The sequence below is a fragment of the Nocardiopsis xinjiangensis YIM 90004 genome (assembly GCF_000341145.1).
Lineage (GTDB): Bacteria > Actinomycetota > Actinomycetes > Streptosporangiales > Streptosporangiaceae > Nocardiopsis > Nocardiopsis xinjiangensis.
This window is the reverse complement of record NZ_ANBE01000051.1, coordinates 45,275-66,687: the sequence shown is the minus strand read 5'-3', so window position 1 is coordinate 66,687 and position 21,413 is coordinate 45,275. Positions and strand designations below refer to the sequence as shown.

At 69.7% G+C, this 21,413-nt stretch carries 12 protein-coding genes and 1 pseudogene; 6 read left to right on the top strand and 7 right to left on the bottom strand.

The features are described from left to right. Positions 1–93 precede the first annotated feature (93 nt). Together D473_RS0121730 and D473_RS0121725 are read right to left on the bottom strand one after the other, a co-directional pair. Positions 94–3,111, bottom strand: coding sequence for a TRAP transporter permease (locus D473_RS0121730; protein WP_017611150.1), 3,018 nt, complete (start codon positions 3,109–3,111; stop codon positions 94–96). A gap of 264 nt (positions 3,112–3,375) precedes the next feature. Beyond that, positions 3,376–4,410 carry a TAXI family TRAP transporter solute-binding subunit gene (locus D473_RS0121725; RefSeq protein ID WP_017611149.1) on the bottom strand — a complete coding sequence of 345 codons (1,035 nt, stop codon included), beginning with the start codon at positions 4,408–4,410 and terminating at the stop codon, positions 3,376–3,378. Between the two features lie 306 nt (positions 4,411–4,716). Between D473_RS0121725 and D473_RS0121720 the strand changes: the two genes are divergently transcribed. Next, a complete protein-coding gene (locus D473_RS0121720; RefSeq protein WP_017611148.1) occupies positions 4,717–6,873 on the top strand; it encodes a S9 family peptidase in 2,157 nt (718 codons plus the stop codon). Between the two features lie 54 nt (positions 6,874–6,927). On the opposite strand, the gene D473_RS0121715 is transcribed toward D473_RS0121720, so the two are convergent. The 4 genes and pseudogenes from D473_RS0121715 to D473_RS0121705 all read right to left on the bottom strand — a co-directional run bounded on the left by D473_RS0121715 (position 6,928) and on the right by D473_RS0121705 (position 11,389). Further along, positions 6,928–7,500, bottom strand: coding sequence for a regulatory protein RecX (locus tag D473_RS0121715; RefSeq protein WP_017611147.1), 573 nt, complete (start codon positions 7,498–7,500; stop codon positions 6,928–6,930). Beyond that, positions 7,493–10,795 carry an intein-containing recombinase RecA gene (recA, locus tag D473_RS28795; RefSeq protein WP_449406458.1) on the bottom strand — a complete coding sequence of 1,101 codons (3,303 nt, stop codon included), beginning with the start codon at positions 10,793–10,795 and terminating at the stop codon, positions 7,493–7,495. The genes D473_RS0121715 and recA overlap by 8 nt, the downstream gene beginning before the upstream one ends. Beyond that, positions 10,787–11,050, bottom strand: a pseudogene (locus D473_RS28475) (recombinase RecA); the annotation flags it as partial. The pseudogene D473_RS28475 and the gene recA, both read right to left, overlap by 9 nt. 144 nt (positions 11,051–11,194) lie before the next feature. Next, on the bottom strand, positions 11,195–11,389 hold the full coding sequence (locus tag D473_RS0121705; protein ID WP_017611145.1) for a DUF3046 domain-containing protein: 195 nt from the start codon (positions 11,387–11,389) through the stop codon (positions 11,195–11,197). A gap of 77 nt (positions 11,390–11,466) precedes the next feature. Here D473_RS0121705 and D473_RS0121700 point away from each other — a divergent pair, with 77 nt between their 5' ends. Together D473_RS0121700 and D473_RS0121695 are read left to right on the top strand one after the other, a co-directional pair. Then, positions 11,467–15,990, top strand: coding sequence for a DEAD/DEAH box helicase (locus D473_RS0121700; RefSeq protein ID WP_017611144.1), 4,524 nt, complete (start codon positions 11,467–11,469; stop codon positions 15,988–15,990). 95 nt (positions 15,991–16,085) lie between these two features. After that, positions 16,086–16,586: a GNAT family N-acetyltransferase gene (locus D473_RS0121695; protein ID WP_017611143.1), complete on the top strand. Its 501-nt coding sequence runs from the start codon at positions 16,086–16,088 to the stop codon at positions 16,584–16,586. On the opposite strand, the gene D473_RS0121690 is transcribed toward D473_RS0121695, so the two are convergent. Next, positions 16,583–17,797 carry an ROK family transcriptional regulator gene (locus tag D473_RS0121690; RefSeq protein WP_017611142.1) on the bottom strand — a complete coding sequence of 405 codons (1,215 nt, stop codon included), beginning with the start codon at positions 17,795–17,797 and terminating at the stop codon, positions 16,583–16,585. The two genes, D473_RS0121695 and D473_RS0121690, sit on opposite strands and share 4 nt — an antisense overlap. Before the next feature lie 280 nt (positions 17,798–18,077). On the opposite strand from D473_RS0121690, the gene D473_RS0121685 reads away from it, so the two are divergent. From D473_RS0121685 to D473_RS0121675, 3 genes are all read left to right on the top strand, one after another. Beyond that, positions 18,078–19,361 (top strand): extracellular solute-binding protein, encoded by a 1,284-nt coding sequence (locus D473_RS0121685; RefSeq protein WP_017611141.1) that lies wholly within the window; start codon positions 18,078–18,080, stop codon positions 19,359–19,361. 81 nt (positions 19,362–19,442) lie between these two features. Continuing rightward, complete coding sequence (locus D473_RS0121680) at positions 19,443–20,432, top strand: carbohydrate ABC transporter permease (RefSeq protein ID WP_033353795.1); 990 nt, start codon at positions 19,443–19,445, stop codon at positions 20,430–20,432. Beyond that, positions 20,429–21,310, top strand: coding sequence for a carbohydrate ABC transporter permease (locus D473_RS0121675; RefSeq protein ID WP_017611139.1), 882 nt, complete (start codon positions 20,429–20,431; stop codon positions 21,308–21,310). The genes D473_RS0121680 and D473_RS0121675 overlap by 4 nt, the downstream gene beginning before the upstream one ends. Positions 21,311–21,413: the final 103 nt, after the last annotated feature.

The following is a 21,413-nucleotide window of genomic DNA, read 5'->3' as shown; positions in this document are numbered from 1 at the left end:
ACTGACGACCACGTAGACCGTCAGGTGTTGCGAGGACCCCAAGAATCCGCCCGGGGTCACCGGACACGGGGCCGTAGCCCTTCCCGAACGGCGCTAAGCGTCGGCGAAGCGGTTCTTGTTCCGACCCATCGGCTGCATGCCGTCGGTGTCGACCACGAAATTGGGCAGGTCGCGGGTGCGCCACGACTCCAACGCGTAGACACCACCGCCCAGGGCCAGGCCGAGCACGGTCACCAGGATCCCGGGGGAGACGACCAGCAGGCCGGCGATGATGAGTCCGGAACGCAACAGCCACGGCACATTGCGCTTGATGAACCCGGCCAGGCCCAACGACACCAGAACCGCGCCGACCGCTCCGGAGATGACCGAGAAGACACCCTCCAGGAACGTGACGTCCTGCAACAGCAGGGCCGGGTTGAACACGAACATGAACGGCATGATGAAGGCCGCGTTGGCGATACGCACCGCGTACACACCGGTCTGTACCGCGTTGCCGCCGGAGATGCCCGAGGCCGCGTAGGCCGCCAGACAGACCGGTGGGGTGATGTCGGCCAGGACGCCGTAGTAGTACACGAACAGGTGCGCCATCAGCAGCATGGAGATCTGCGGAACGTCGAACTCGCCGGCGAGCACCTGCACGATCGCCGGGGCCGCCAGGGTGGCGGTGATGACGTAGTTCGCGGTGGTCGGCAGGCCGATGCCCAGGACGAGGCAGGCCAGCATCGACATGGCCAGGATCAGCGCCAGGTCCAAGCGCAGGTCCTGCACGAGCTGGGGCCCGAAGTCGGCGCCCAGGTCCGCCCAGGACAGCAGCGCGGAGGCCGCGATCCGGTCCAGGCCGGAAGCGATACCGGCGGAGATGCTGTCGGCCACGCCGAGCAGGCCCGACGAGAGCTTGAGGCCCAGGTCGGTGGTGGTGATGACACCGGCGATGATGCCTGCCGCGGCACAGGCGATGATGATCGGCACCGCCAGGCGGGCCGCACCGACCAGGCCGTCCAGGATCGAGTTGAGGTCCAGACGGTCGGGGTCGTGGGCGGCCCACTTGCGGAAGGCACTGACCACGACCACGGCGACCAGCGCGATGATCGCCGAGGCGATCAGGGCGGTGATACCCCGGTTGACGTCGGCGACGAGCACCTGCGCCAACCACACCAGGGCGGCGGCCGCCGCACCTGCGACGGCGATCGGCAGGGTCAGGCGCACGAGGTTGCCGGCGATCTCACCCACCGCCCGCAGGCGCCACGTCCCGTCGATCCTGGTCCACGGAACCGTGATGAACTGCACGAGCAGGTTGATGGCCACGACCGCCGCGACGGCACCCATGGCCGAGAACATCGGCGAGTACCCCATCGAGAGCAGACCGAAGATCGCGATGATGGGGATCAGCAGGTAACCACGCGTCAGCAGCACCTGGCGCACGTTCGGCAGCATCTCCTTGGGCAGGCCGCCGATACCGAAACGCTTCGAGTCGTAGTGCACGACCACGTACTGGGCCAGGAAGAACATCATCGCGGGGATCGCGGCGGCCACCAGGATCTCCTGGTAACTGGCGCCGGTGAACTCGATCATGATGAAGGCGCCCGCGCCCATGATGGGCGGCAGGACCTGGCCACCGGTGGAGGAGGAGGCCTCGACCGCACCCGCGTACTCGGGGTTGTAACCCGACTTCTTCATCATCGGGATCGTGAACGCGCCGTTGGAGACCGTCCCGGCCACCGAACTGCCGGTGATGGTCCCGGTGAAGGCACTGGTGACGATGCCGACCTTGGAGGTCCCGCCGATCGCCGAACCGGTCGCGCCCAGCGCCAGGTCGGTGAAGAACTTCTCCATGCCGGTGCGCTGCAGCATGGCGGCGAAGATCATGAACAGGAAGATGAAGGTCGCCGAGATTCCCAGCGGGGTCCCGAACACGCCCTCGGTGCTCACCCAGAGGTTGGTGACGATCTGGTCGACGCTCGCCCCGCGGTGCTGCAGGAAGCCGGGCATGTACTTCCCGAGGTAGGCGAAGACCACCATGGCCGAGGCCAGCACGACCAGCGCTTGGCCCAGCACACGCGCGGCCGCCACGAGGATGAGCAGGATCCCGACCGTGCCGACGGCCACGTAGGTCGGGTTGACGATGCCGACGGTGCTCTGGATCTCCTCGTAGTTGAAGAACATGTAGAGACCGGCGAGCACGCCCAGCAGCGCCAGGACCACGTCCGCGAACGGCAGTCCCAGGATCTTGAACGGAAGGTAGCGGGAGCCCTGCACCATGGCCAGGACCAACAGGGCCGGGCCGATCACGTTCAGCTCGGCAGCACCGGACACGGCCAGGTAGAGGAGGATGAGCACACCGGCGACGCTCGTACCCCAACGGGTCACGGCCGGCCACAGCCAGACCGGGACCACCTGCGGCAAACGCAGCAGCACCACTGCCAGCAGCAGGCTCAGCACCACCAGCACCAGGCCCAGGACCGGCAGGTAGAAGAACCCGCCGGCGGCATCACTGAACACCAGGTCCAGGGACATCAGACCGGTCAGGACCAGCAGGGTCGCACCAGCGCTCTTCTGCGCCTTGGAGGGGGTCCCACGACCGTCGGGTTGCCACTTGAAGATCCACCACCAGGCCCCGGCGATCGCCGCGACCGCCAGCAGGCCGAACACCCACTGCGGCAGGTAGAGGTACATGGCCGTGTTGTCACCGCTGGCGACACCGGTCGTGAGATAGGCCAGCAGCATCAGGCCGACCGTCATCACCGCCCCGGAGAAGGCGCCTTGGGGGCCGGAGGCACGGGGTTGGGCCGGGTACAGCAGGAAAACCAGCCCCAGACCCAACCCCAGGTGCAGGGAGCGCTGCTGCAGCGGCGGCAGCGTCTGGGTCACGGCCGTCCACAGGTGGAACACGGCCAGGAGCACGGCGCCGAAGAACACCGTCCAGCGCCACAGGGTCTGCAGGTCCTGACGACTGCCCATCCCGGCGTCGTCAACCACTTCCTCCTGCTTCTCGAGCCCGGAGATGTCCTTGCCGATGCTCTCGAGCGTGGAGTCGTCGAGCGCACCCTCAGTGGTGGCCGCTCCCGCACCGGACTCGTCGTATCCGTCCGGCGGTCGGGAATCCGTTGTCATCGCCCCATCCTTCACTCGGCGGGGATCGCCCGCCACTCACCACGGGAGAGGAACCGCGCCGGCCCCTCTCGGATCCAGACGAACGGCCCCGCCCCGGACCGCGGGGCACAGCACCGTCCCCACACGGACGGCCCGGTGCTCCTTCACGGGTCAGGGCCGCCCGATCACCACGGACGGCCCTGACGATGTTCCCTCGGTCCAGGGCTGGGCGCGTTCACCGAACTCACACCCAGGCGCGTCATCCGCACGCCATGGAAGACCGTTCTAGAGAACGCCCTCTTCCTCGTAGAAACGCTCTGCACCGGGGTGCAGCTCCATCGGACCCTGCCCGTCCAGAGCGTTGTCGAGCTGGACCTGCTCGCCCACGGCGTGGCCCAGCTCATCGGCGTGCTCGTACATCACACGGGTCAGCTCGTAGGCAGTGTCCTCGTCCAGCGAACCGGTGGTGTACAGCGAGGCCCACTGGGTCAGGGTGGTCACGTCCTCGTCCTGACCGTTGTAGGTGCCGCCCTCGATGTCCATGAGGCTGTAGCTCTCGTCGGTCTCCTGGAGCCCTTCGGCCTCCTCACCCTCGATCGGCAGGATGCGGACGTCGTTGTTGGCCGAGACCTCCTCGATCCCGGCGGCCGGGACCGAGAGGATGCCGAACGCTGCATCGACCTGACCGTCGCCGAGCGCGCTGGCCGCGTCGCCGAAGTTGCTGTCGTAGGCGTTGATGTCCTCGTCCGGGTCGATACCGTAGGCGTCGAGGATGTCACGGGCGGCGACCTCGGTACCGCTGCCGGCCGGGCCGACCTCGACGTCGGCGCCGTCCAGGTCCCCGATCGACTCGATGTCGGAGTCGGCCAGCGCCACGACCTGCATGACCTCGGGGTAGATGTTGCCGAGGAAGGCGATGTCGTCGGGGTTCTCGAGCGGCTGTTCCTCGAACGGGCCGTCGCTCTCCTGCGCCTGCATCGCCACGCCGTTGACCGCCATGATCAACTCGACCTGGTCGATCTGGCCCTCTTCCTCGTCCTCGGTGGCCCCCTCGAGCGCGCGCAGGTTCTGCACCGACGCACCGGTGGGGAAGGAGTCGACGCTCACACCGTCGACGTGCTCGCTCCAGAGCTGGGCGATCTCACCACCGAGCGGATAGTAAGTGCCGCCCGTCGAACCGGTGGCGAGGCGGAGGAACTGCGTGTCGTCGGTTTCGTTCCCGGGGCCGTCCGCCTCCTCAGGAGGTGTACAGGCGGACAACGCGAGCGCACCCGCCGCGGCGACGGCCACGGAGGCGCGGATCCTGCGTCCCTTGCTCATCGCTGGCATCCTCTCTAGCAGTGAGGTGACAACGGCCACCGGCACGCGACCCGGATCGCGGGACGTGCCTGACCGACGGTCACCAACGTGACATCCGCGAAAGCATAGAACGCAGCCCGTGCCCTGGCTGTGTCGTCGGCGTCACGAATCGGGAACGATACCCGACGTGTACGCACGTGAACCAGCGTGTCACCTGCGGCGAGGACGCCTCTCCCCACGGAGGGTCGCTACTGCACACAGCATCCCATGGCTGGTTATGGTCGACATGTCACCAGAAACGAACCCACGACCGATCCTGAGCGGGACATGTCTGAACTACCCCACCCCTACGGTTCCTGGCCCTCACCCATCAGCGCCGGTGACGTCGCGCGGGGGATCCGCCGGATGGCGTTCCCCAGCATCGAGGACAACGAGGTCTGGTGGGAGGAGGACCGTCCCGACGAGGGCGGCCGCACCACCCTGATGCACCGGGACGGCGACGGCACCGTCACCGAACTGCTGCCCTCCTCCTGGAGCGTGGGCACCCGCGTGCACGAGTACGGGGGCCGCTCCCACCTGCCCGTCCCCCGACGCGACGACAAGGCCCTCATGCGGATGGCCGTGGTCTTCTCCGACAGCCACGACCAGCGCCTGTACCTGCTCGACCGGGGTTCGCAGTCCCCGCTCCCGCTCACACCCGAACCCGAGTCCGAGCGGGGCCTGCGCTACGCCGACCCCGCCCTGGGCGCCGACGGCAAGAGTGTCGTGTGCGTGCGCGAGGAGCACCCGGCCGACGGCGGTGCTCCCCGCAGGTCGATCGTGAGCGTGCCCTTGTCCGGACGCGGCGGCAGTGACCCCTCGGCGATCGTCGAGCTCACCTCCGGCGCGGACTTCTACGCCTCCCCCACCCCCTCACCCGACGGCACCCACCTGGCGTACGTGCGCTGGAACCACCCGCGCATGCCCTGGGACGGCACCGAACTGCGCGTGGGCACCCTCACAGGGGGTGTACTGAGCGACGAGTACTCGGTCAAGGGCGGTGTGGAGGAGTCGGTCGTCTCCCCCGCCTGGGCGGACACGGACACCCTGTACGTGGCCTCGGACTGGCCCGGATTCTGGAACCTGTACCAGGCCGGACTGACGGGGCAGGCGATCGCCCTGTACCCCGCCGAGGAGGAGTTCCACGCCCCGCCGGGACGGCTGGGGCACCGCTCGTTCCAGATACTGGACTCGGGCCGTGTGGTGGCGCTGCACGGGGAGGGAGACCTGACCCCGAGCGTGTACGACCCCGACACCCTGGACCTGGCACCGGTGCGCACCGACCTGACGACGTGGTCGCAGCTGCACTCGGACGGGCGCACGGCGGTGGCGGTGGCCTCCTCTCCCACCACTCCCCCGTGCCTGGTCCGTATCGACCCGGAGGCGTCGACGGTGCAGGTCCTGCACCGTTCGATGCAGGATCCGCCCGGAACCGAGCTGCTGCCCGAACCGCGGGAGGAGTCCCTGCCCGGGCGGTACGGCGCTCCGGTGCACGTGCGTGTGTACCCGCCGACCAACCCCGAGGTGGAGGCGTCGGGCCCCGCGCCGTTCGTGGTGTGGGCACACGGCGGCCCGGTCTCGCACTCCACGTCCGAGTTCGACCTGGTCAAGGCCTACTTCACCAGTCGCGGCATCGGGGTGGCCGACGTCGACTACGGCGGATCGACGGGGCACGGACGCTCCTACCGCAAGCGCCTCCACAAGCAGTGGGGCGTGGTCGACGTGGAGGACTGCGCAGCCGTGGCCCGGGCCCTGGCCGAGCGTGGGGAGGCCGACCCGGAACGGTTGGCGGTGCGCGGTCCGAGCGCCGGCGGGTTCACCGCGCTGCTGGCGCTGACCGGCGGCACCTTCGCGTGCGGGGTGTCCCTCTTCGGGGTGACCGACCTGCTGGGGTTCGGCGAGACCACCCACGACTTCGAGTCCCGGTTCCTGGACACCCTCGTGGGCCCGCTGCCCGGGTTCGAGGAGAGTTACCGCGAGCGCTCCCCCCTGAACCGCGTCGAGGAGATCGACGCGCCGGTCCTGCTGTTGCAGGGACAGGAGGACACGGTCGTCACGCCCGACCAGGCCACCGCCATGGCCCGGGGACTGGGGGAACGGGGCGTGGAGCACGCACTGCTGGAGTTCGGGGGCGAGGGACACGGGTTCGCCGGGTCCGCGGCCCGCGTCCGCTCGCTGGAGGCGGAACTGGGGTTCTACGCCACGGTCTTCGGTTTCACCGCGGACGTGCCGTCCCTGGAACTGACCACGTCCCCGCCGGAGCCGCGCCCGGAGGCCGAAGAACCGCGGGACGGGTCCGGGACCGAGGGTTCCGGCGCGGAAGAGGCTTCCGGTCCGCACGAGCAAACGGCCGAGCAGGACGCGAGCACCGGCACCGCCACGGGCACGGACCCGGCCGGGGGCCGGGGCCCCGAAGGCCCGGAGGCCGACCCGACCCACACGTGAGCCGGTGGGTCCGTACGAGGCCCCACCCGGCGCCGCTCTTGTCCGAGGACCGGTTCACAGGTCGGGGCCGGGCAGCTCCACGTCCATACCCTCGGTCTCCAGCTCTTCCCGAACCACCCGGTAGGACAGGCCCGACGAATACCCGCGGCGGGCCAGCACGCTCAGGGCCCGCCGTACACGGGTCTGTTCCTCCTTGCTGCGGGAACCGGACAGGCTGCGGCGGGCCAGGTCGCGGGCGGCCTGTTCCTCGTCCTCGTCGGTGAGCCCGTCCACGGCCTCGCGGACGGTCTCCTCCTCGATCCCCCGGGTGCGCAGTTCCCGCGCCAGGGCCTTGCGGGACAGGCGCCGGCCGTGGTGGCGCGAGGAGACCCAGGCCTCGGCGAAGAGGCGGTCGTCGATGAGCCCGGCCTCGCTGAAAGTACCCAGGACCGAGAAGACGGTCTCCTCCTCGAACCCGCGGCGCAGCAAGGCGCGTTCGAGCTGTGCGCGGGTGCGCGGGTTGTGGGTGAGCATGCGCAGACACAATCCCCGGGCCTTGGCCTCGGGGTCCTCGCCGGGCGGGCCGCTGCGCCCGCCCGGCGGATCCGGTTCGGGGGCCTCCTGATGGGTGCCGCCCGCATCACTCATCGTCGGCGGGCGCCTTGGTGCTCTTCGTGGTGCGCTTGGCCGTGGACTTGGCCGGGGCCGGCTTGGATTCCGCCTTGGTCTCCGCCTCGCCCTGGGCTGCCTTCGGGGCCTCCGAGGAACTGTCCTCCCCGGTGGGCACCCCCATCTTCTCCTTGATCTTCTTCTCGATCTCGTTGGCCATGTCGACGTTCTCGTGCAAGAAGTTGCGGGAATTCTCCTTGCCCTGGCCCAGCTGCGTACCCTCGTAGGTGTACCAGGCACCGGACTTGCGCACGATTCCGTGTTCCACACCCAGGTCGATGAGGCTGCCCTCGCGGGAAATTCCTACACCATAAAGAATATCGAATTCCGCCTGCTTGAAGGGCGGAGCCACCTTGTTCTTCACGACCTTGGCGCGTGTGCGGTTGCCGACCGCGTCGGTGCCGTCCTTGAGGGTTTCGATCCTACGGACGTCCAGGCGCACCGAAGAATAGAATTTCAGCGCACGCCCGCCAGTGGTGGTCTCCGGACTGTTGTGCACCATGACGCCGTCGACGAAGTAGTTGTGGTTGCCCTCGACCTCGATGTCGAACCGGTGCATCCCCCGGGTCTCCGGCTTGACCTGGATGTCCAGGATGGGCTCGGCCACCAGACGGTCCACCGGCTCGGAGTGGACGGCCTCGACCTCGCAGTGTCCCTGGAACCGCGGCAGGAGCTTGTAGGCCATGGATTCGTGCACGTACGGCGCCACGATCTCCTGGAACTGCGCGCTCGCAGCCGTGGTGAATTTGATGACGGAGATCTCTCGGCTCCCGCGCCTGTCCAGCTTGACGTCGAGCCCGTAGTGGTCGCGCAGGTGATCCACCAGGCGTTCCCTGCTCCCCTGGCCCATCGCCTCGACACAGATCTCGATGCGGCCGCTGCCGCCCTCGGTACGGGCCTGTGCGCCCTTGGACCGCACGGTGAAGCAACCGTCGTCCATGTACCAGACGGCCAGCGACAACGGGGTGAGCTGTTTGAGGAACTCCCAGCTCAGGTGCTTCTTGCCGTCCCCGAAGTACATCGCTTCGCGCAGCTCGGCGAGTTCGGGCAAGGGGGTGAAGTCGGCGAAGACCGCGCCCTTCTCGTTGGTGGTGCGGCTGCACCCGATGTTGCCCAGGAGAGAGACCTTCCAGTCCAGGTAGGCCTCCTGCTCGGCCCCGTGCCCCATCCGGAAGCGTGTACCGGTGCGCCCCTGGGTGTTGGCGGAGAGGCAGCCGTCCCCCATCAGGGAGCCGAACACGACCTGGCGCTGCTGGTCGTTGAGGAAGTGCTGCTGCGTGGTGAGGACCCGGTCGCCCGGGAGGAGTTCACCGGCCTCGCGCCAGCCTCCGGGCGTCCGGACGAGGTGGTTGGGGGTGGCGGCGAACTGGGAGCGGCCGTTCTTGCCCGAGCGCGCGACGGTGAACTGCAGGAAATGGTCAGTCTTACCGTTGTCGAACCAGTTGACGACCTTACGCGGAACGACTTCGTTCTTCTCCGGGTCGTAGGAAAGGACTTCGACGTCCATTTCCTGGTTGACGATCTTTCCGATCTTCTCCTGACTACCGTCGGCCAAGGTCACCCGGGTATTATAATGCATGCAGCCGAACATGACGCCGACTTTTTCCCGCAATTGGTTGATGAAAATTGCGGTCGTTCCGGTGGAACTCAATGCACCGGCGATCTTGCGCAATGCCTGCGACATGAGGCGGGCCTGCAGACCGACGTGACTGTCGCCCATCTCGCCCTCGATCTCGGCGCGGGGCACCAGAGCGGCCACCGAGTCGATGACGATGATGGAGATCGCGCCGGAGCGGATCAGCATGTCGACGATCTCCAGCGCCTGCTCACCGGTGTCGGGCTGGGAGAGCAGCAGGTCGTCGGTGTTGACGCCGATCTTGGCCGCGTAGACGGGGTCGAGGGCGTGCTCGGCGTCGACGAACGCGGCGATACCGCCCTGCTTCTGGGCGCTGGCGACCGCGTGCAGGGCGACGGTGGTGTTGTGCGAGAGCACTCCGTTGGCCACAAAGCTGTGTGTCTCGGGCAGCATCAGGTCGAACGTGGGCTGCTCGCCCGCGTCCTCGATCGAGGTGATCGCCTCGTAGGTGTACGGGGCGGTGAGGAGCTCACGCAAGTGCGCCAGGATGACCTCGGCCGAGGCCGACGGCTTCTGCTCCCGGCTGTCGGCCCAGTCGAGGATCTCCACCAGGCGGTTGCGACTGCAGGGCAGTGCGCCCCCGTCGGCGAAGAGGTCGCCCGCGATGCGGTCGAAGTCGCGGTCGCCGCCGAAGCTGTCCCGCAGGCTGCGGATCAGCCCGCCGAGGTTCGGGATGTTCTCGAACTGCGGGCTCCGCGAAGAAAGCCGGAAGTTCTCCTCCACCTGCGCCGCACGGCGCTGCGAACGGAACCCGATCTCGTCGAGGAAGCGGTGGGCCAGCGACGGGTTGACCGTCACGGTCCAGTAGTCGCGTTCGTGGGCGGGGTTGTACTTGCTGTAGAGCGAAGCGGGGACGCCCAGGCCGTAGAGCAGGAGCTGGACATCGCGGGCCAGCTGCTCGGAGGCGCTGGCGAGGCCGACCGTGGAAGAGGCGTCGATCCAACCGTCGCCCTCGAAGAGCGCGGACAAGAAGGCTCGTTGGATCTTGTCTCCGCCGGTGCGGACCACGGAGGGGACGCTCTTGCCGGCCGATCCCACCAGGTCGAGCCCGTAGCGTTCGGCGACGTGCTCGCGCAGCTTCTTGCCGGGCAGGACGTATTCGGTGCAGTTGTTGCCCTGGTAGGTCTTGACCTCGGTGTCGAAGAGCCAGGTGGCGATGGAGGTGAACTCGCGGCCGACCTCGTCGTCGCCGTTGGTGAAGCGCAGGGAGGTCTCGGAACCGAGGGTGCCTTCGGCGACGAGGTAGCCGAGGAGGACGGCCTCGTCCTCGCTGAGGCCGGAGCCCAGGGCGGCTTCGTTGGCGCCGAACCGTGCGGAGACGAGTGTGTCGTTCTCGTGCAGTGCCCCTGCCTTGCGCCAGACGACGAATCCCTCGCCGTTCATCACGCGCAACGGGTGGTTGTGGGTCACGCTGACCCGGCGCCCGGATGCTGTGGTCAGGCGCAGGACGGGCTTGCGGTTGTTGTGGGTCAGGGCGGCGACGGTCTCCAGCTCCCCGCGCTCGTTGACCACCCTGATGCCCTGGTCGCGGATGTCGGTGACCCGGCTGGTGCAGGTAGCGGGCTGCCCGGCGCGCTCGAAGAGTTCGGCGACGGTCTCCATGCCCCGGTCGGTCCACACGTGGGTGTCGGCCGTCAGGCACTTACCGCTCGATTCGGGGCCGAACACCTCGACGACCCGGCCCCTGGGGAGACCACCGATACCGAGCGCGACGTCGAGCGCGATCGCCCCCGTGGGGATCGACTCGATCGGCGGGCGGTCGTCGTCACCCAGGCGCATGACGGAGCCCTTGCCGAACTGTCGCTCGATCTGCGCGAGCGCTGTGTCGAGAGCTTTGTCTCGGTCTCCAGTAGCCACGGGATTCCCCTGTTGGGTCGGTGCCTTCTTCTTCATGATGGGCCTGACGCTACGCGCTCGGTACGACATTCTCGACGCTCAGCGCCTGCCTGTGGACAACCCACACTACCCGAACCTGTGTTCGATTCGCCTGCGAACACCGGCCGGGCCGGGGACAGCGGGCACACGCGCCGGCCCCGTTCAGCGCGCCGTGGCCGGAAGGTCGAACGCCTCACACACCGCCCTCCAGATCTCTTTGGGCGAGGCACCCTCGTCCAGAGCCTGTTCGATCGTGCGCGAGCCGAGCTGTTCGAGGACGTAGTCCTTGGCGAGGCTCTCGGCGTAGGCCTCACCGAACTGTGCGTGCATGTTGTTCCAGAAGAGCGTGAGTCGCATCGGCCCCAGTATCGGGGATCGGCACGCCCGCCCGTCCCCTCCGGGGAAATGTCCGAACCGCGCGTCACACTGGCCCGATGAGCAGCGACCCTCTGGAGCGGTTCGGGCCCGCCACCCGGACCTGGTTCGAGTACGCCTTCCCCAACGGCCCCACCCCCGCCCAGGAGCAGGCATGGGAGGCCATCTCCCGCGACGAGGACACACTGGTGGTGGCCCCCACCGGCTCCGGCAAGACCCTCTCGGCCTTCCTGTGGTCGCTGGACCGCTTGGTTGCCGAGCCGGTGCCCGAGGACCGCGCGCGCCGCTGCCGGGTGTTGTACGTGTCCCCGCTCAAGGCGCTGGCGGTGGACATCGAACGCAACTTGCGCGCGCCGTTGGCCGGAATCGTCACCGAGGCACAGGCTTCCGGCCGGGAGGTCTCCCCCGTGACCGTGGGGGTACGCACCGGTGACACACCCGCGCAGGAGCGGCGCCGCATGGCCACGCATCCGCCGGATGTACTCATCACCACGCCCGAGTCGCTGTTCCTGGTGCTGACCTCGCAGGCCCGGGAAGGGCTGGCAGGGGTCGAGACCGTCATCGTCGACGAGGTGCACGCGCTGGCCGGCACCAAACGCGGTGCGCATCTGGCGCTGAGTCTGGAGCGGTTGGGTGCCCTGACCGAACGCCCGCCCCAGCGTGTGGGACTGTCGGCGACGGTGCGCCCGCACGAGGTCGTGGCACGGTTCCTGGGCGGGGCACAGGTCGTGGCTCCCCCGGACACCCCGTCGATGGACCTGCGGGTGCAGGCCCCGGTACCGGACCTGGCGGAGCCGGGCCAGGCACCCGATCCGGACGCAGGGCGTGAGGCCCGCTCGGGTGAGCGGGGCATGAGCCGGGGCTCGGTGTGGCCGCATCTGGAGCGGCGGGTGCTCGACCTGGTCTCGGAGCACCGGTCCACGATCGTGTTCACCAACGGACGCCGTACCGCCGAACGCCTGTGCGCGCGCCTGAACGATCTGCACGCCGACCGTCTGGGGGTGGAGCTGCCCGAGGAGGAGAGGACGGCACAGCTCGTCGGGCAGGCGGGGCAGAGCCGGGGCGCGGAGGCGGTCGTGGCACGCGCCCACCACGGGTCGATGTCCAAGGCCGAGCGGGAAGTCATCGAGGGCGAGCTCAAGGACGGGCTCCTGCGGTGTGTGGTGGCCACCTCGAGCCTGGAGCTGGGGGTGGACATGGGCGCGGTCGACCTCGTGGTGCAGGTGTCGTCGCCGCCGTCTGTGGCCAGTGGCCTGCAGCGTGTGGGGCGGGCCGGGCACCAGGTGGGTGAGACCTCGCGCGGGGTGTTCCTTCCGCAGTTCCGCGGGGACCTGTTGGCGACGACGGTGGTGGCCGGGCGGATGCATGAGGGGGCGATCGAGGAGTTGTCCATGCCCTCGAACCCGTTGGACGTGCTCGCCCAGCAGGTCGTGGCGATGGTCGCGATGGAGGACTGGCCCGTGGGCGAGCTGGCGGGGCTGGTACGGGGTGCGGCCCCCTTCGCGGAGCTGAGCGAGGGCGTGCTGGAGTCGGTGCTGGACATGGTGTCGGGGCGTTATCCCTCCGACGAGTTCGCCGAGCTGCGTCCCCGGGTGGTGTGGGACCGGGAGGCCGGTGTGCTGCGGGCCCGGCCGGGGGCGCAGCGGCTGGCGGTGATCAGTGGCGGGACCATCCCCGACCGCGGGCTGTACGGGGTGCACCTGTCCGGGTCGGGTGGCGGCCGTGCTCCCACGAGGGTGGGTGAGTTGGACGAGGAGATGGTCTACGAGTCGCGGGTGGGCGACGTGTTCGTGCTCGGGTCGAGTTCGTGGCGTATCGATGCGATCACCGCTGATCGGGTGATGGTCTCGCCGGCGCCGGGGCGTCCGGGGCGGATGCCGTTCTGGAAGGCCGACTCGCAGGGCCGACCGGCTGAGCTGGGGCGTGCGGTGGGCGCCACGGTGCGGGAGCTGGCGGCGGCCGCTGCGGACGAGGCGCGGGAGTGGGCCGAGGGTTCGGGGCTGGACGCGTGGGCGGCCGACAACCTGTTGGAGTATCTCTCGGAGCAGCGTGAGGCCACCGGGGTGGTGCCCGACGACCGCACGGTGGTGGTCGAGCACTTCCGTGACCAGGTGGGTGACTGGCGGGTGGTGGTGCACTCGCCGCTGGGCGCGCGGGTGCATGCCCCGTGGGCGCTGGCGTTGGGTGCTCGGCTGCGGGAGCGGTTCGGGGTGGATGCGCAGGCGGTGCACGGTGACGACGGGATCGTGTTGCGTCTGCCCGATGTCGAGCACGATCCGGGGGCGCTCTCGCGGGAGCTCGCGGACCTGGTGTCGTTGGATCCGGACTCGGTGATGGACCTGGTGGCGCAGGAGCTCACGGGGTCGGCGCTGTTCGCGGCACGGTTCCGTGAGTGCGCGGCCAGGGCGCTGCTGTTGCCGCGTCAGCGCCCGGACCGGCGGATGCCGTTGTGGCAGCAGCGGTTGCGCTCGCAGCACCTGTTGTCGGTGGCGGGCCGGTACGGGTCGTTCCCGATCGTGTTGGAGACGGTGCGGGAGTGCTTGCGGGACGTGTTCGACGTACCGGCGCTGGTGGAGGCGGCGCGGTCGATCCGGGATCGGCGGACCCGGGTGGTGGAGGTGCGTACCGATCACCCGTCGCCGTTCGCCCGGTCGCTGTTGATGGATTACACGGCGGCGTTCCTGTACGAGGGGGACGCCCCTGCGGCGGAGTCGCGCGCGCAGGCGTTGACGCTGGACACTTCGCTGTTGCGGGACCTGTTGGGCGAGGCCGATCTGCGGGATCTGTTGGACCCCCGGGTGATGGAGGAGGTCCAGGCGCGGGTCCAGCGTCTGGACGGACCGGTTCCGGGTGTGGAGGCGACCGCGGACCTGTTGCGCGAGGTGGGTCCGCTGAGCGCGGGCGAGGTCACCGAACGCGGGGTGGAGCCGGCGTGGTTGGCGGAGTTGGCCGGGGCGGGGCGGGCGTTGTCGGTGCGGGTGGCCGGTGAGGAGCGCTGGGCTGCGGTGGAGGATGCGGCCCGGCTGCGTGACGGGGTGGGCGCGGTGCTCCCTGACGGGATCCCGGCGGCGTTCCTGGAGCCGGTGGCCGATCCGCGGGGGGATCTGTTGTCGCGGTACGCGCGCACGCACGGACCGTTCACGGCGGGCGAGGCGGCGCGGCGTTGGGGGTTGCCGGAGGAGGTGGTGGAGGGGGCGTTGCGGTCGTTGGCGGCGGACGGGCGTGTCGCTCGGGGTGCGTTCCGTCCGGATGGCCGGGGTGAGGAGTGGTGCGGGTCCGGGGTCCTGCGCCGGATCCGCCGGGGGTCGATCGCCCGGTTGCGGGGTGAGGCCGAGCCGGTGGCGCCCGCGGCTCTGGCCCGTTTCGTCCCGCTGTGGCAGAACGCAGTGCCGGGTGCGCGATTGCGGGGCCCGGATGCGGTGTTCGCCGCGGTGGAGGCTCTGCGCGGGGAGCCGTTGTCGGCGTCGGAGTTGGAGACCTCGGTGCTGCCGTCGCGGGTCGAGGGGTATGTCCCGGCGATGTTGGATGAGCTCACCCAGGCGGGTGAGGTGGTGTGGGCCGGGTCCGGGGAGCTGCCGTCGGGCGAGGGCCGGGTGTGTCTGGTGCCGGCCGACGAGGCACCGCTGTTGTTGCCGGATCCGGCCCCGGTTCCGGAGGAGGACGATGTGGCCGTGGCGGTGTTGTCGGTGCTCTCCGGTGGGGGCGGCATGTTCTTCCGGGAGGTCTCGGACCGGGTCGCGCGGGAGAGCGGCACGGCGGTGGCCGATGGTGAGTTGGTGCGGGCGCTGTGGGCGCTGGTGTGGGCGGGCCGGGTCACCAACGACTCGATGGCCCCGCTGCGGGTGCGGCCGGGGTCGGGGGCCCCGTCGGCGCGGCGGCGCACGTCCCCGCGTGGCGGGCGGCGTTCGCGCCCGGTGATGCCTTCGCGTTCGGGACCGCCGACGGCGGCGGGGCGGTGGTCGCTGTTGGCCGGGCCGGATCCGGACCCGACCCGTCGGGTGTTGGCGCGGGTGGAGGCCCGGCTGGACGCGTACGGGTTGTTGGCCCCGGGTGAGCGGGGCGGGGCGCTGGGCCGGGAGGAGTACCAGGTGCTGCGTTCCTTGGAAGGGGCGGGCCGGGTGCGGCGCGGGTACTTCGTGGAGGGTCTGGGCGGTTCCCAGTTCGCTGTGCCGGGTGCGGTGGACCGGTTGCGGTCGCTCTCGGGCGAGGGGCCGGGCGGCCCGTCGGAGCCGGTGGTGTTGGCAGCGAGCGATCCGGCCAATCCGTACGGGCGGCTGTTGCGGTGGCCGTCCTCGGGTGAGTCGAGCCCGTCCTCGTCGGGGCGGGCGCTGGTGGTGCTGGACGGTGGTGAGCCGACGCTGTTCCTGCGGTTGTCCTCGGGGACGGCGTCCACGTTCGGTGCGGGGCCGGTGTTGTTGGAGCGTGCGGCGGTGGCGTTGGTGGCCGCGGTGCGTGAGCGGGGGCCGGACACGGTGACGGTGGACCGTGCCGACGGGGGCGAGGTCTTCGGTGGTGCGTTGGACTCCGCGCTGGTGGCGGCGGGGTTCCACGTGAGCCCCAGGGGCCTGCGCCTTCGGCGTTGAGCACGGATTCCCGTGCGGGTGGAAAACGGGTGGCCCAACGGCCCGCGGGGCGGTAGGAAGGGTCGCCGGTACGGACGGGAATCGGGAGGTCGTCGATGCAGGTGCGGGTGCGGGGGATGCGCGCCGGGGACGGGGCGGCGGTGGCTGCGGTCGCACGCGCGGCGGGGACGTTGTTCGCCGACGCGGGGTTGGTGCTGCCCCCGGACGATCCGGCGGAGATGGTCGCGTGCGCCGAACGGGTCCTGGTCGCCGAGGGCCCCGCGGCGGGCCGGGTGGTGGGCCTGGCGGCCACCGGCACCGTCGACGGGGCCCTCCACCTGGAAGAGCTGGCCGTGGACCCGGCGGTGGGGCGCCGGGGTGTGGGTTCACGGCTGTTGGCGAAGGTGTGCGGGTGTGCCCTCGAGGAGGGTTTTCCCGCGGTGACACTGACGACCTTCCGCGACGTGCCCTGGAACGGCCCCTGGTACGCGCGCCGCGGGTTCCGGGAGGTGGGTGGGGCCGAGTGGGGCCCGCAGCTGCGGCGTGTGTGGGAGCAGGAAGCCCAGATCCGGGTCGCGCCGCGGGTCGTGATGCGCCGCGGGCTCCGAGGCGCCTAGACGGTGGAGGAGAAGACCTCGTCGCGGGCGTGTTCGAGGGCGTGCAGGAGAGCACCGCGCACCACGGGGCTGCCTTCGACCCGGCCGAGCCCGATCTCGGTCCCGTTCGGTGCTATGCGCGCGGTCGCGGCGCGGACGCGCTCGGCGAGTTTGTCCCCACCGGCCTGGGCCACGTCGCCGCCCAGGACCACGAGCCCGGGGTCGAGGACGACGCTGACGGCGGCGATCCCGCGGGCGAGGCGCTCGGCGAAGGCCCCGAGGAACGCGTCGGCCTCGGGGGTGTCGGTCCGGGAGGCCGAGCGCACCACGTCGGTGACGTCCTCGCCGGTGATGCCGTGTTCGGCGGCCAGTTCGACGATCTGTCCGGCCTTGACCAGGGCCTGGAACCCGTGCGGGAGTTCGCGGTCGCCGTCGTTCCTCAGGGATTCGTAGCCGCCCGAGAGGCCGACGTCGGTGGGCAGCGGCGCACCGGGCACGGGCAGGTAGCCGATCTCGCCGGCGCCGCCGGAGCGCCCGCGGTGGATACGCCCGTCGATCATGGTGGACATGCCGACGCCGCCGGCGGCGCTGAGCCAGATGAGGACGAACTCGGCCTCCCCTTCGGCAGTGCCCTCGGCGTGTTCGGCCAGGGCGGCGAGGTTGACGTCGTTCTCGATCACGATCGAGCGTTCCAGTGCGGTGCGCAGGGCCTCCAGGACGCCTTCGTGCCAGGACATGAGGTCGAAGGAGAACCGGATGTCCCCGGTGCGCGGGTCGACGACTCCGGGTGTGCCTATGACGCAGGCGCGGAGTTTGGCGAGGGGCACGCCGGCGGTCTCGACGAGGCGGCGCACGGCGGTGTGCACGAGGGAGACCGGGTCGTCGGAGGCGGTGGGGTCGACGCTCACGTCGGCCACGACCTCGCCGGTGATGTCGGCGATGGTGGCGGTGACCCGTTGGGCGCTGACGTCGAGGGCGGCGACGTAGGCACTCTCGGGAACGACCGCGTACAGGGCGGCGTTGGGGCCGCGCCCTCCTGCTCGGCTGCCCACGACCCGGACGAGGTCGCGCTCCTCGAGGCGGGAGAGGAGCTGGGACGCGGTCACCTTGGACAGGCCGGTGCGGGTGCCCAGTTGGGTCCGGGTCAGCGGGCCCTCCGTCAGGAGCAACTCCAGCGCCGCCCGGTCGTTGAGCTGGCGGAGCAGCCTGGGGGTCCCCGGACGTTGAGACATAACCGTGATACCTCACCCTGTTTTTATTAGGAAAGTTTCCTGTTAATTTAACTCACAACCTCACAGGAGGTCACGTCCCGGCAGGTCCGCACGGCGCTTCTCCCACAACGGCGGCCGTTCAGACCCTCCCGGCCCCCACCGGCGGGACGGAGAACGTGCAAATCCCAGCACACACCCCATACGGACGTCGAGCCCTCCCCGGACCTGCCTCCATGGTCCCAGGTCGGCTCGTGCCCGGCCGACCCACCCCAGTCGGCCCGGCAAAGGGAGAGAGGTACACATGAGACTCACCAGGTTCGCAGCGGCGGGCACCGTGGTGCTGTTGGCCGCGGCTTGCGGCGGAGGTTCCGACGACGGCACGGGTTCCGGAGAGGCCCCCGACACCCTCACCGTGTGGCGCATGGGTGATGCCGACGGGGACCAGAACACGTTCATGGACGACGTCACCCAGCAGTACCAGGAGCTCTACCCCGACACCGAGGTCGAGATCCAGTGGATCCCGTGGGGCGAGTTCTCCCAGCGTTTCCAGACCGCCATGGTCAGCGGCGGCCCCGACGTGGTCGAGATCGGCAACGACCAGGTCGCGACTTGGGCCGACGCCGGCGCCCTCTACGACGTCGCCGACCTGGCCGAGGGGTGGGAGGAGCGCGAGGACCTCCTGGACGCCGCCTACGCCAACGGCACCTTCGACGACGCCCAGTACTCCGTGCCCTGGTACAGCGGCGTGCGTGCCCTCTGGTACAACACCGACCAGCTCGAGGAGATCGGCCACGAGCCGCCCGAGACGTGGGACGAGCTCATCGAGGTCGCCGAGGCCCTGGAGGAGGAGTACGACATCCCCGGCATGGCCGCGCCCACCGACTTCGTCAACGGCATCGGCAGCTTCGTGTGGGCCGCCGGCGGCGAGTTCGCCGTCGAGGAGGACGGTGAGTGGGTCGGTCAGCTCGACACCCCCGAGACCGCCGAGGGCCTGGAGTTCTACGCGGACCTGATCTCCGACGGCCACTCCCCCAGCGCCTGCGTGGGCATCGACGAGGTCGAGTGCGGCCACGCCGACTTCGCCAACCGCGAGGTCGGCATGTTCATCGACGGCCCCTGGGCCGCGGACCAGATCGCCGACATCAACGACGAGCACACCGAGCACTGGGCCACCGCCCCCATCCCCGGGGTGGACGGTATGGCCCCGGCCTTCGGCGGCGGCTCCGACCTGGCGGTGTGGGGCACCTCCGAGCACCCGGAGGCCGCCTTCGACTACATCACCACGCTCAACAGCAAGGAGAACGCGGTCCCCTACAACGAGATCGCGTCGATGTTCCCCACGTTCGAGGACGTGCTGGAGAGCGACACCTTCCAGGAGGACCCGGTGCAGGCCGGGGCCGCCACCCAGGCCACGGGTGAGCTGCGCCTGTTCCCCGACACCCCCAACTGGGGCCACGTCCAGTGGGAACTGGCCACGGTCCAGAACGCCGTCGAGCGCCTGGCCGAGGGCGAGGACGCCGACGACGTGCTGCCCGAACTCGACCAAGAGCTCACCGAGGCGCTCAACCGCCCCACGGACGAGTAGGCACGCGGCCGCCCCGCGCGGCGCCCCCGACGGGACGGCCGCCGACCGGCCGTCCCCGAACGACGCCAGGTGAGATCACCCATGACAAAAGTGGAGGGACCCCCCGCCGTGGTCCCCGAACCCCCCGAGGAACGGAGCCGTGCGGCAGCCCGGCTCACGGTGCACAGACGCCGACGACTGACCCCCTACCTGTTGATCCTGCCGGCCCTGACGATCCTGGCGCTGGTGCTGCTGTGGCCGATCCTCCAAATGCTCTGGATGTCGCTGCACAGCTACGGTCTGCAGCAGCTCCAGGGACAGCAGGCCGAGTGGAACTCCTTCGCCCATTACCTGGACGTGCTGACCGACGAACGGTTCTGGGAGATCTTCCGGAACACCATCGTGGTCTGCCTGGCCATGGTGGCGCTGACGATGCTGCTGGGGACCCTGGTGGGTCTCCTCCTGCACAAGCTCCCGAACTGGGCCTCGACCGTGCTGGGGCTGGGCCTGATGCTGGCCTGGGCCACCCCGGTCATCAGCGCCGCCATCGTCCACCGGTGGCTGTTCGACACGCGCTACGGGCTGGTCAACGCCGTACTGGGTGCGCTACCGGACTGGCTCGTGGGCGGGGGCTGGCAGGACTTCAACTGGTTCAACTCACCGGTCACCCTGTTCCCCATCCTGGTGGTGACCGTGGTCTGGCAGTCGTTCCCGTTCGTGGCGATCAGCGTCCTGGCCGGGCTCAAGTCGATCCCCGGTGACCTGTACGAGGCCGTCCGTATCGACGGGGCCGGCGCCTGGAAGAGCTTCTGGAACGTCACCTTCCCGATGCTGCGGCCGCTGTTCGCCCTGCTGTTGGTCCTGCAGATCATCTGGGACTTCCGGATCTTCACCCAGCTGTTCATCCTCGCCGGCGGCGTCTCCAACCGGGACGTGGCCCTGATCCCGACCTACATCTACCAGCTCGGTTTCGCCTCGACCCCGCCCAACTACGGGATGGGATCGGCGATCGCGGTGATCATGACCGTCCTGGTGCTCGCCATCAGCGCGTACTACCTGCGCGTGATGATCCACCAGGAGGAGGCCCGATGAACAACCGTTACCGGGTCCGACGGATCCTCGGACGCGCGGGGATGTACGCGGCCGCGCTCGCGGTACTGCTCTTCGCGGTCTTTCCCGTGTACTGGGTGCTGGCCACGGCCCTGCGCCCGACGGGGGAGATCTTCACGCGGGAACCGACGCTGTTCCCGGGCGAGCTCACCCTGGAGCACTTCGAACGGGTGCTGTCGGGGGTGCTGATCCCGGGCACCTCGTTCTGGTCCTTCCTCACCAACAGCCTCGTCGTGACCGTGGGGTCGGTGACCGTGGCAGCGCTGGTGTCGCTGCTGGCGGCGGTGGCCGTGGCGCGTTTCCGGTTCTCGCTGCGCGGCGCCTTCATCCTGATGCTCATGGTCATCCAGATGGTGCCGGTCGAGGCGCTGATCATCTCTCTGTTCGTCAACTTCTTCCACCTGGGCCGGACCCTGGACATGGAGCTGGTCAACAACCTCTCCGGGGTCTTCGTCGTCTACGTGGCGGTGGCACTGCCCATCACGATCCTCATGGTGCGCAACTTCGTGGCGGCGGTGCCCAAGTCCCTGGAGGAGGCCGCCGCCATCGACGGGGCGAGCGGGTGGACGATCTTCTGGCGCATCCTCATGCCGCTGGTCGCTCCCGGGCTGGGGGCGGCGAGCATCTTCGCGTTCATCACCGCGTGGAACGAGTTCCTCGTCGCCTTCACGTTCCTGCAGAACAACACCGGGGCCTACACGCTGCCGATCTCTCTCCAGTACTACTTCGGGGCGGTCTCCGTGGAGTGGGGCTCCGTCATGGCCGCCTCCACCCTGCTGACCGTGCCCGTGATGATCTTCTTCCTGCTCGTCCAGCGCCGGATGGTCTCCGGCCTGACCATGGGCGCGGTCAAGGGTTGAGGGCCCGGCCGGGGCGGCCGTGCGCCGCCCCGGCCCGACCGCGCCGCCACGTCCCGCTCACGTCTGCCCGACCGGGCACCCTCCTGATCACCGAACGGAGTTC

Excerpts from the sequence above, each read along its gene's own strand:
- D473_RS0121715 (WP_017611147.1), bottom strand. The coding sequence starts at position 7,500 with ATGAGTGATGCGGGCGGCACCCATCAGGAGGCCCCCGAACCGGATCCG.
- D473_RS0121700 (WP_017611144.1), top strand. The coding sequence starts at position 11,467 with ATGAGCAGCGACCCTCTGGAGCGGTTCGGGCCCGCCACCCGGACCTGG.
- D473_RS0121685 (WP_017611141.1), top strand. The coding sequence starts at position 18,078 with ATGAGACTCACCAGGTTCGCAGCGGCGGGCACCGTGGTGCTGTTGGCC.
- D473_RS0121725 (WP_017611149.1), bottom strand. The coding sequence starts at position 4,410 with ATGAGCAAGGGACGCAGGATCCGCGCCTCCGTGGCCGTCGCCGCGGCG.
- D473_RS0121730 (WP_017611150.1), bottom strand. The coding sequence starts at position 3,111 with ATGACAACGGATTCCCGACCGCCGGACGGATACGACGAGTCCGGTGCG.
- D473_RS0121690 (WP_017611142.1), bottom strand. The coding sequence starts at position 17,797 with ATGTCTCAACGTCCGGGGACCCCCAGGCTGCTCCGCCAGCTCAACGAC.
- D473_RS0121680 (WP_033353795.1), top strand. The coding sequence starts at position 19,443 with ATGACAAAAGTGGAGGGACCCCCCGCCGTGGTCCCCGAACCCCCCGAG.
- D473_RS0121695 (WP_017611143.1), top strand. The coding sequence starts at position 16,086 with ATGCAGGTGCGGGTGCGGGGGATGCGCGCCGGGGACGGGGCGGCGGTG.
- D473_RS0121720 (WP_017611148.1), top strand. The coding sequence starts at position 4,717 with ATGTCTGAACTACCCCACCCCTACGGTTCCTGGCCCTCACCCATCAGC.
- D473_RS0121675 (WP_017611139.1), top strand. The coding sequence starts at position 20,429 with ATGAACAACCGTTACCGGGTCCGACGGATCCTCGGACGCGCGGGGATG.
- D473_RS0121705 (WP_017611145.1), bottom strand. The coding sequence starts at position 11,389 with ATGCGACTCACGCTCTTCTGGAACAACATGCACGCACAGTTCGGTGAG.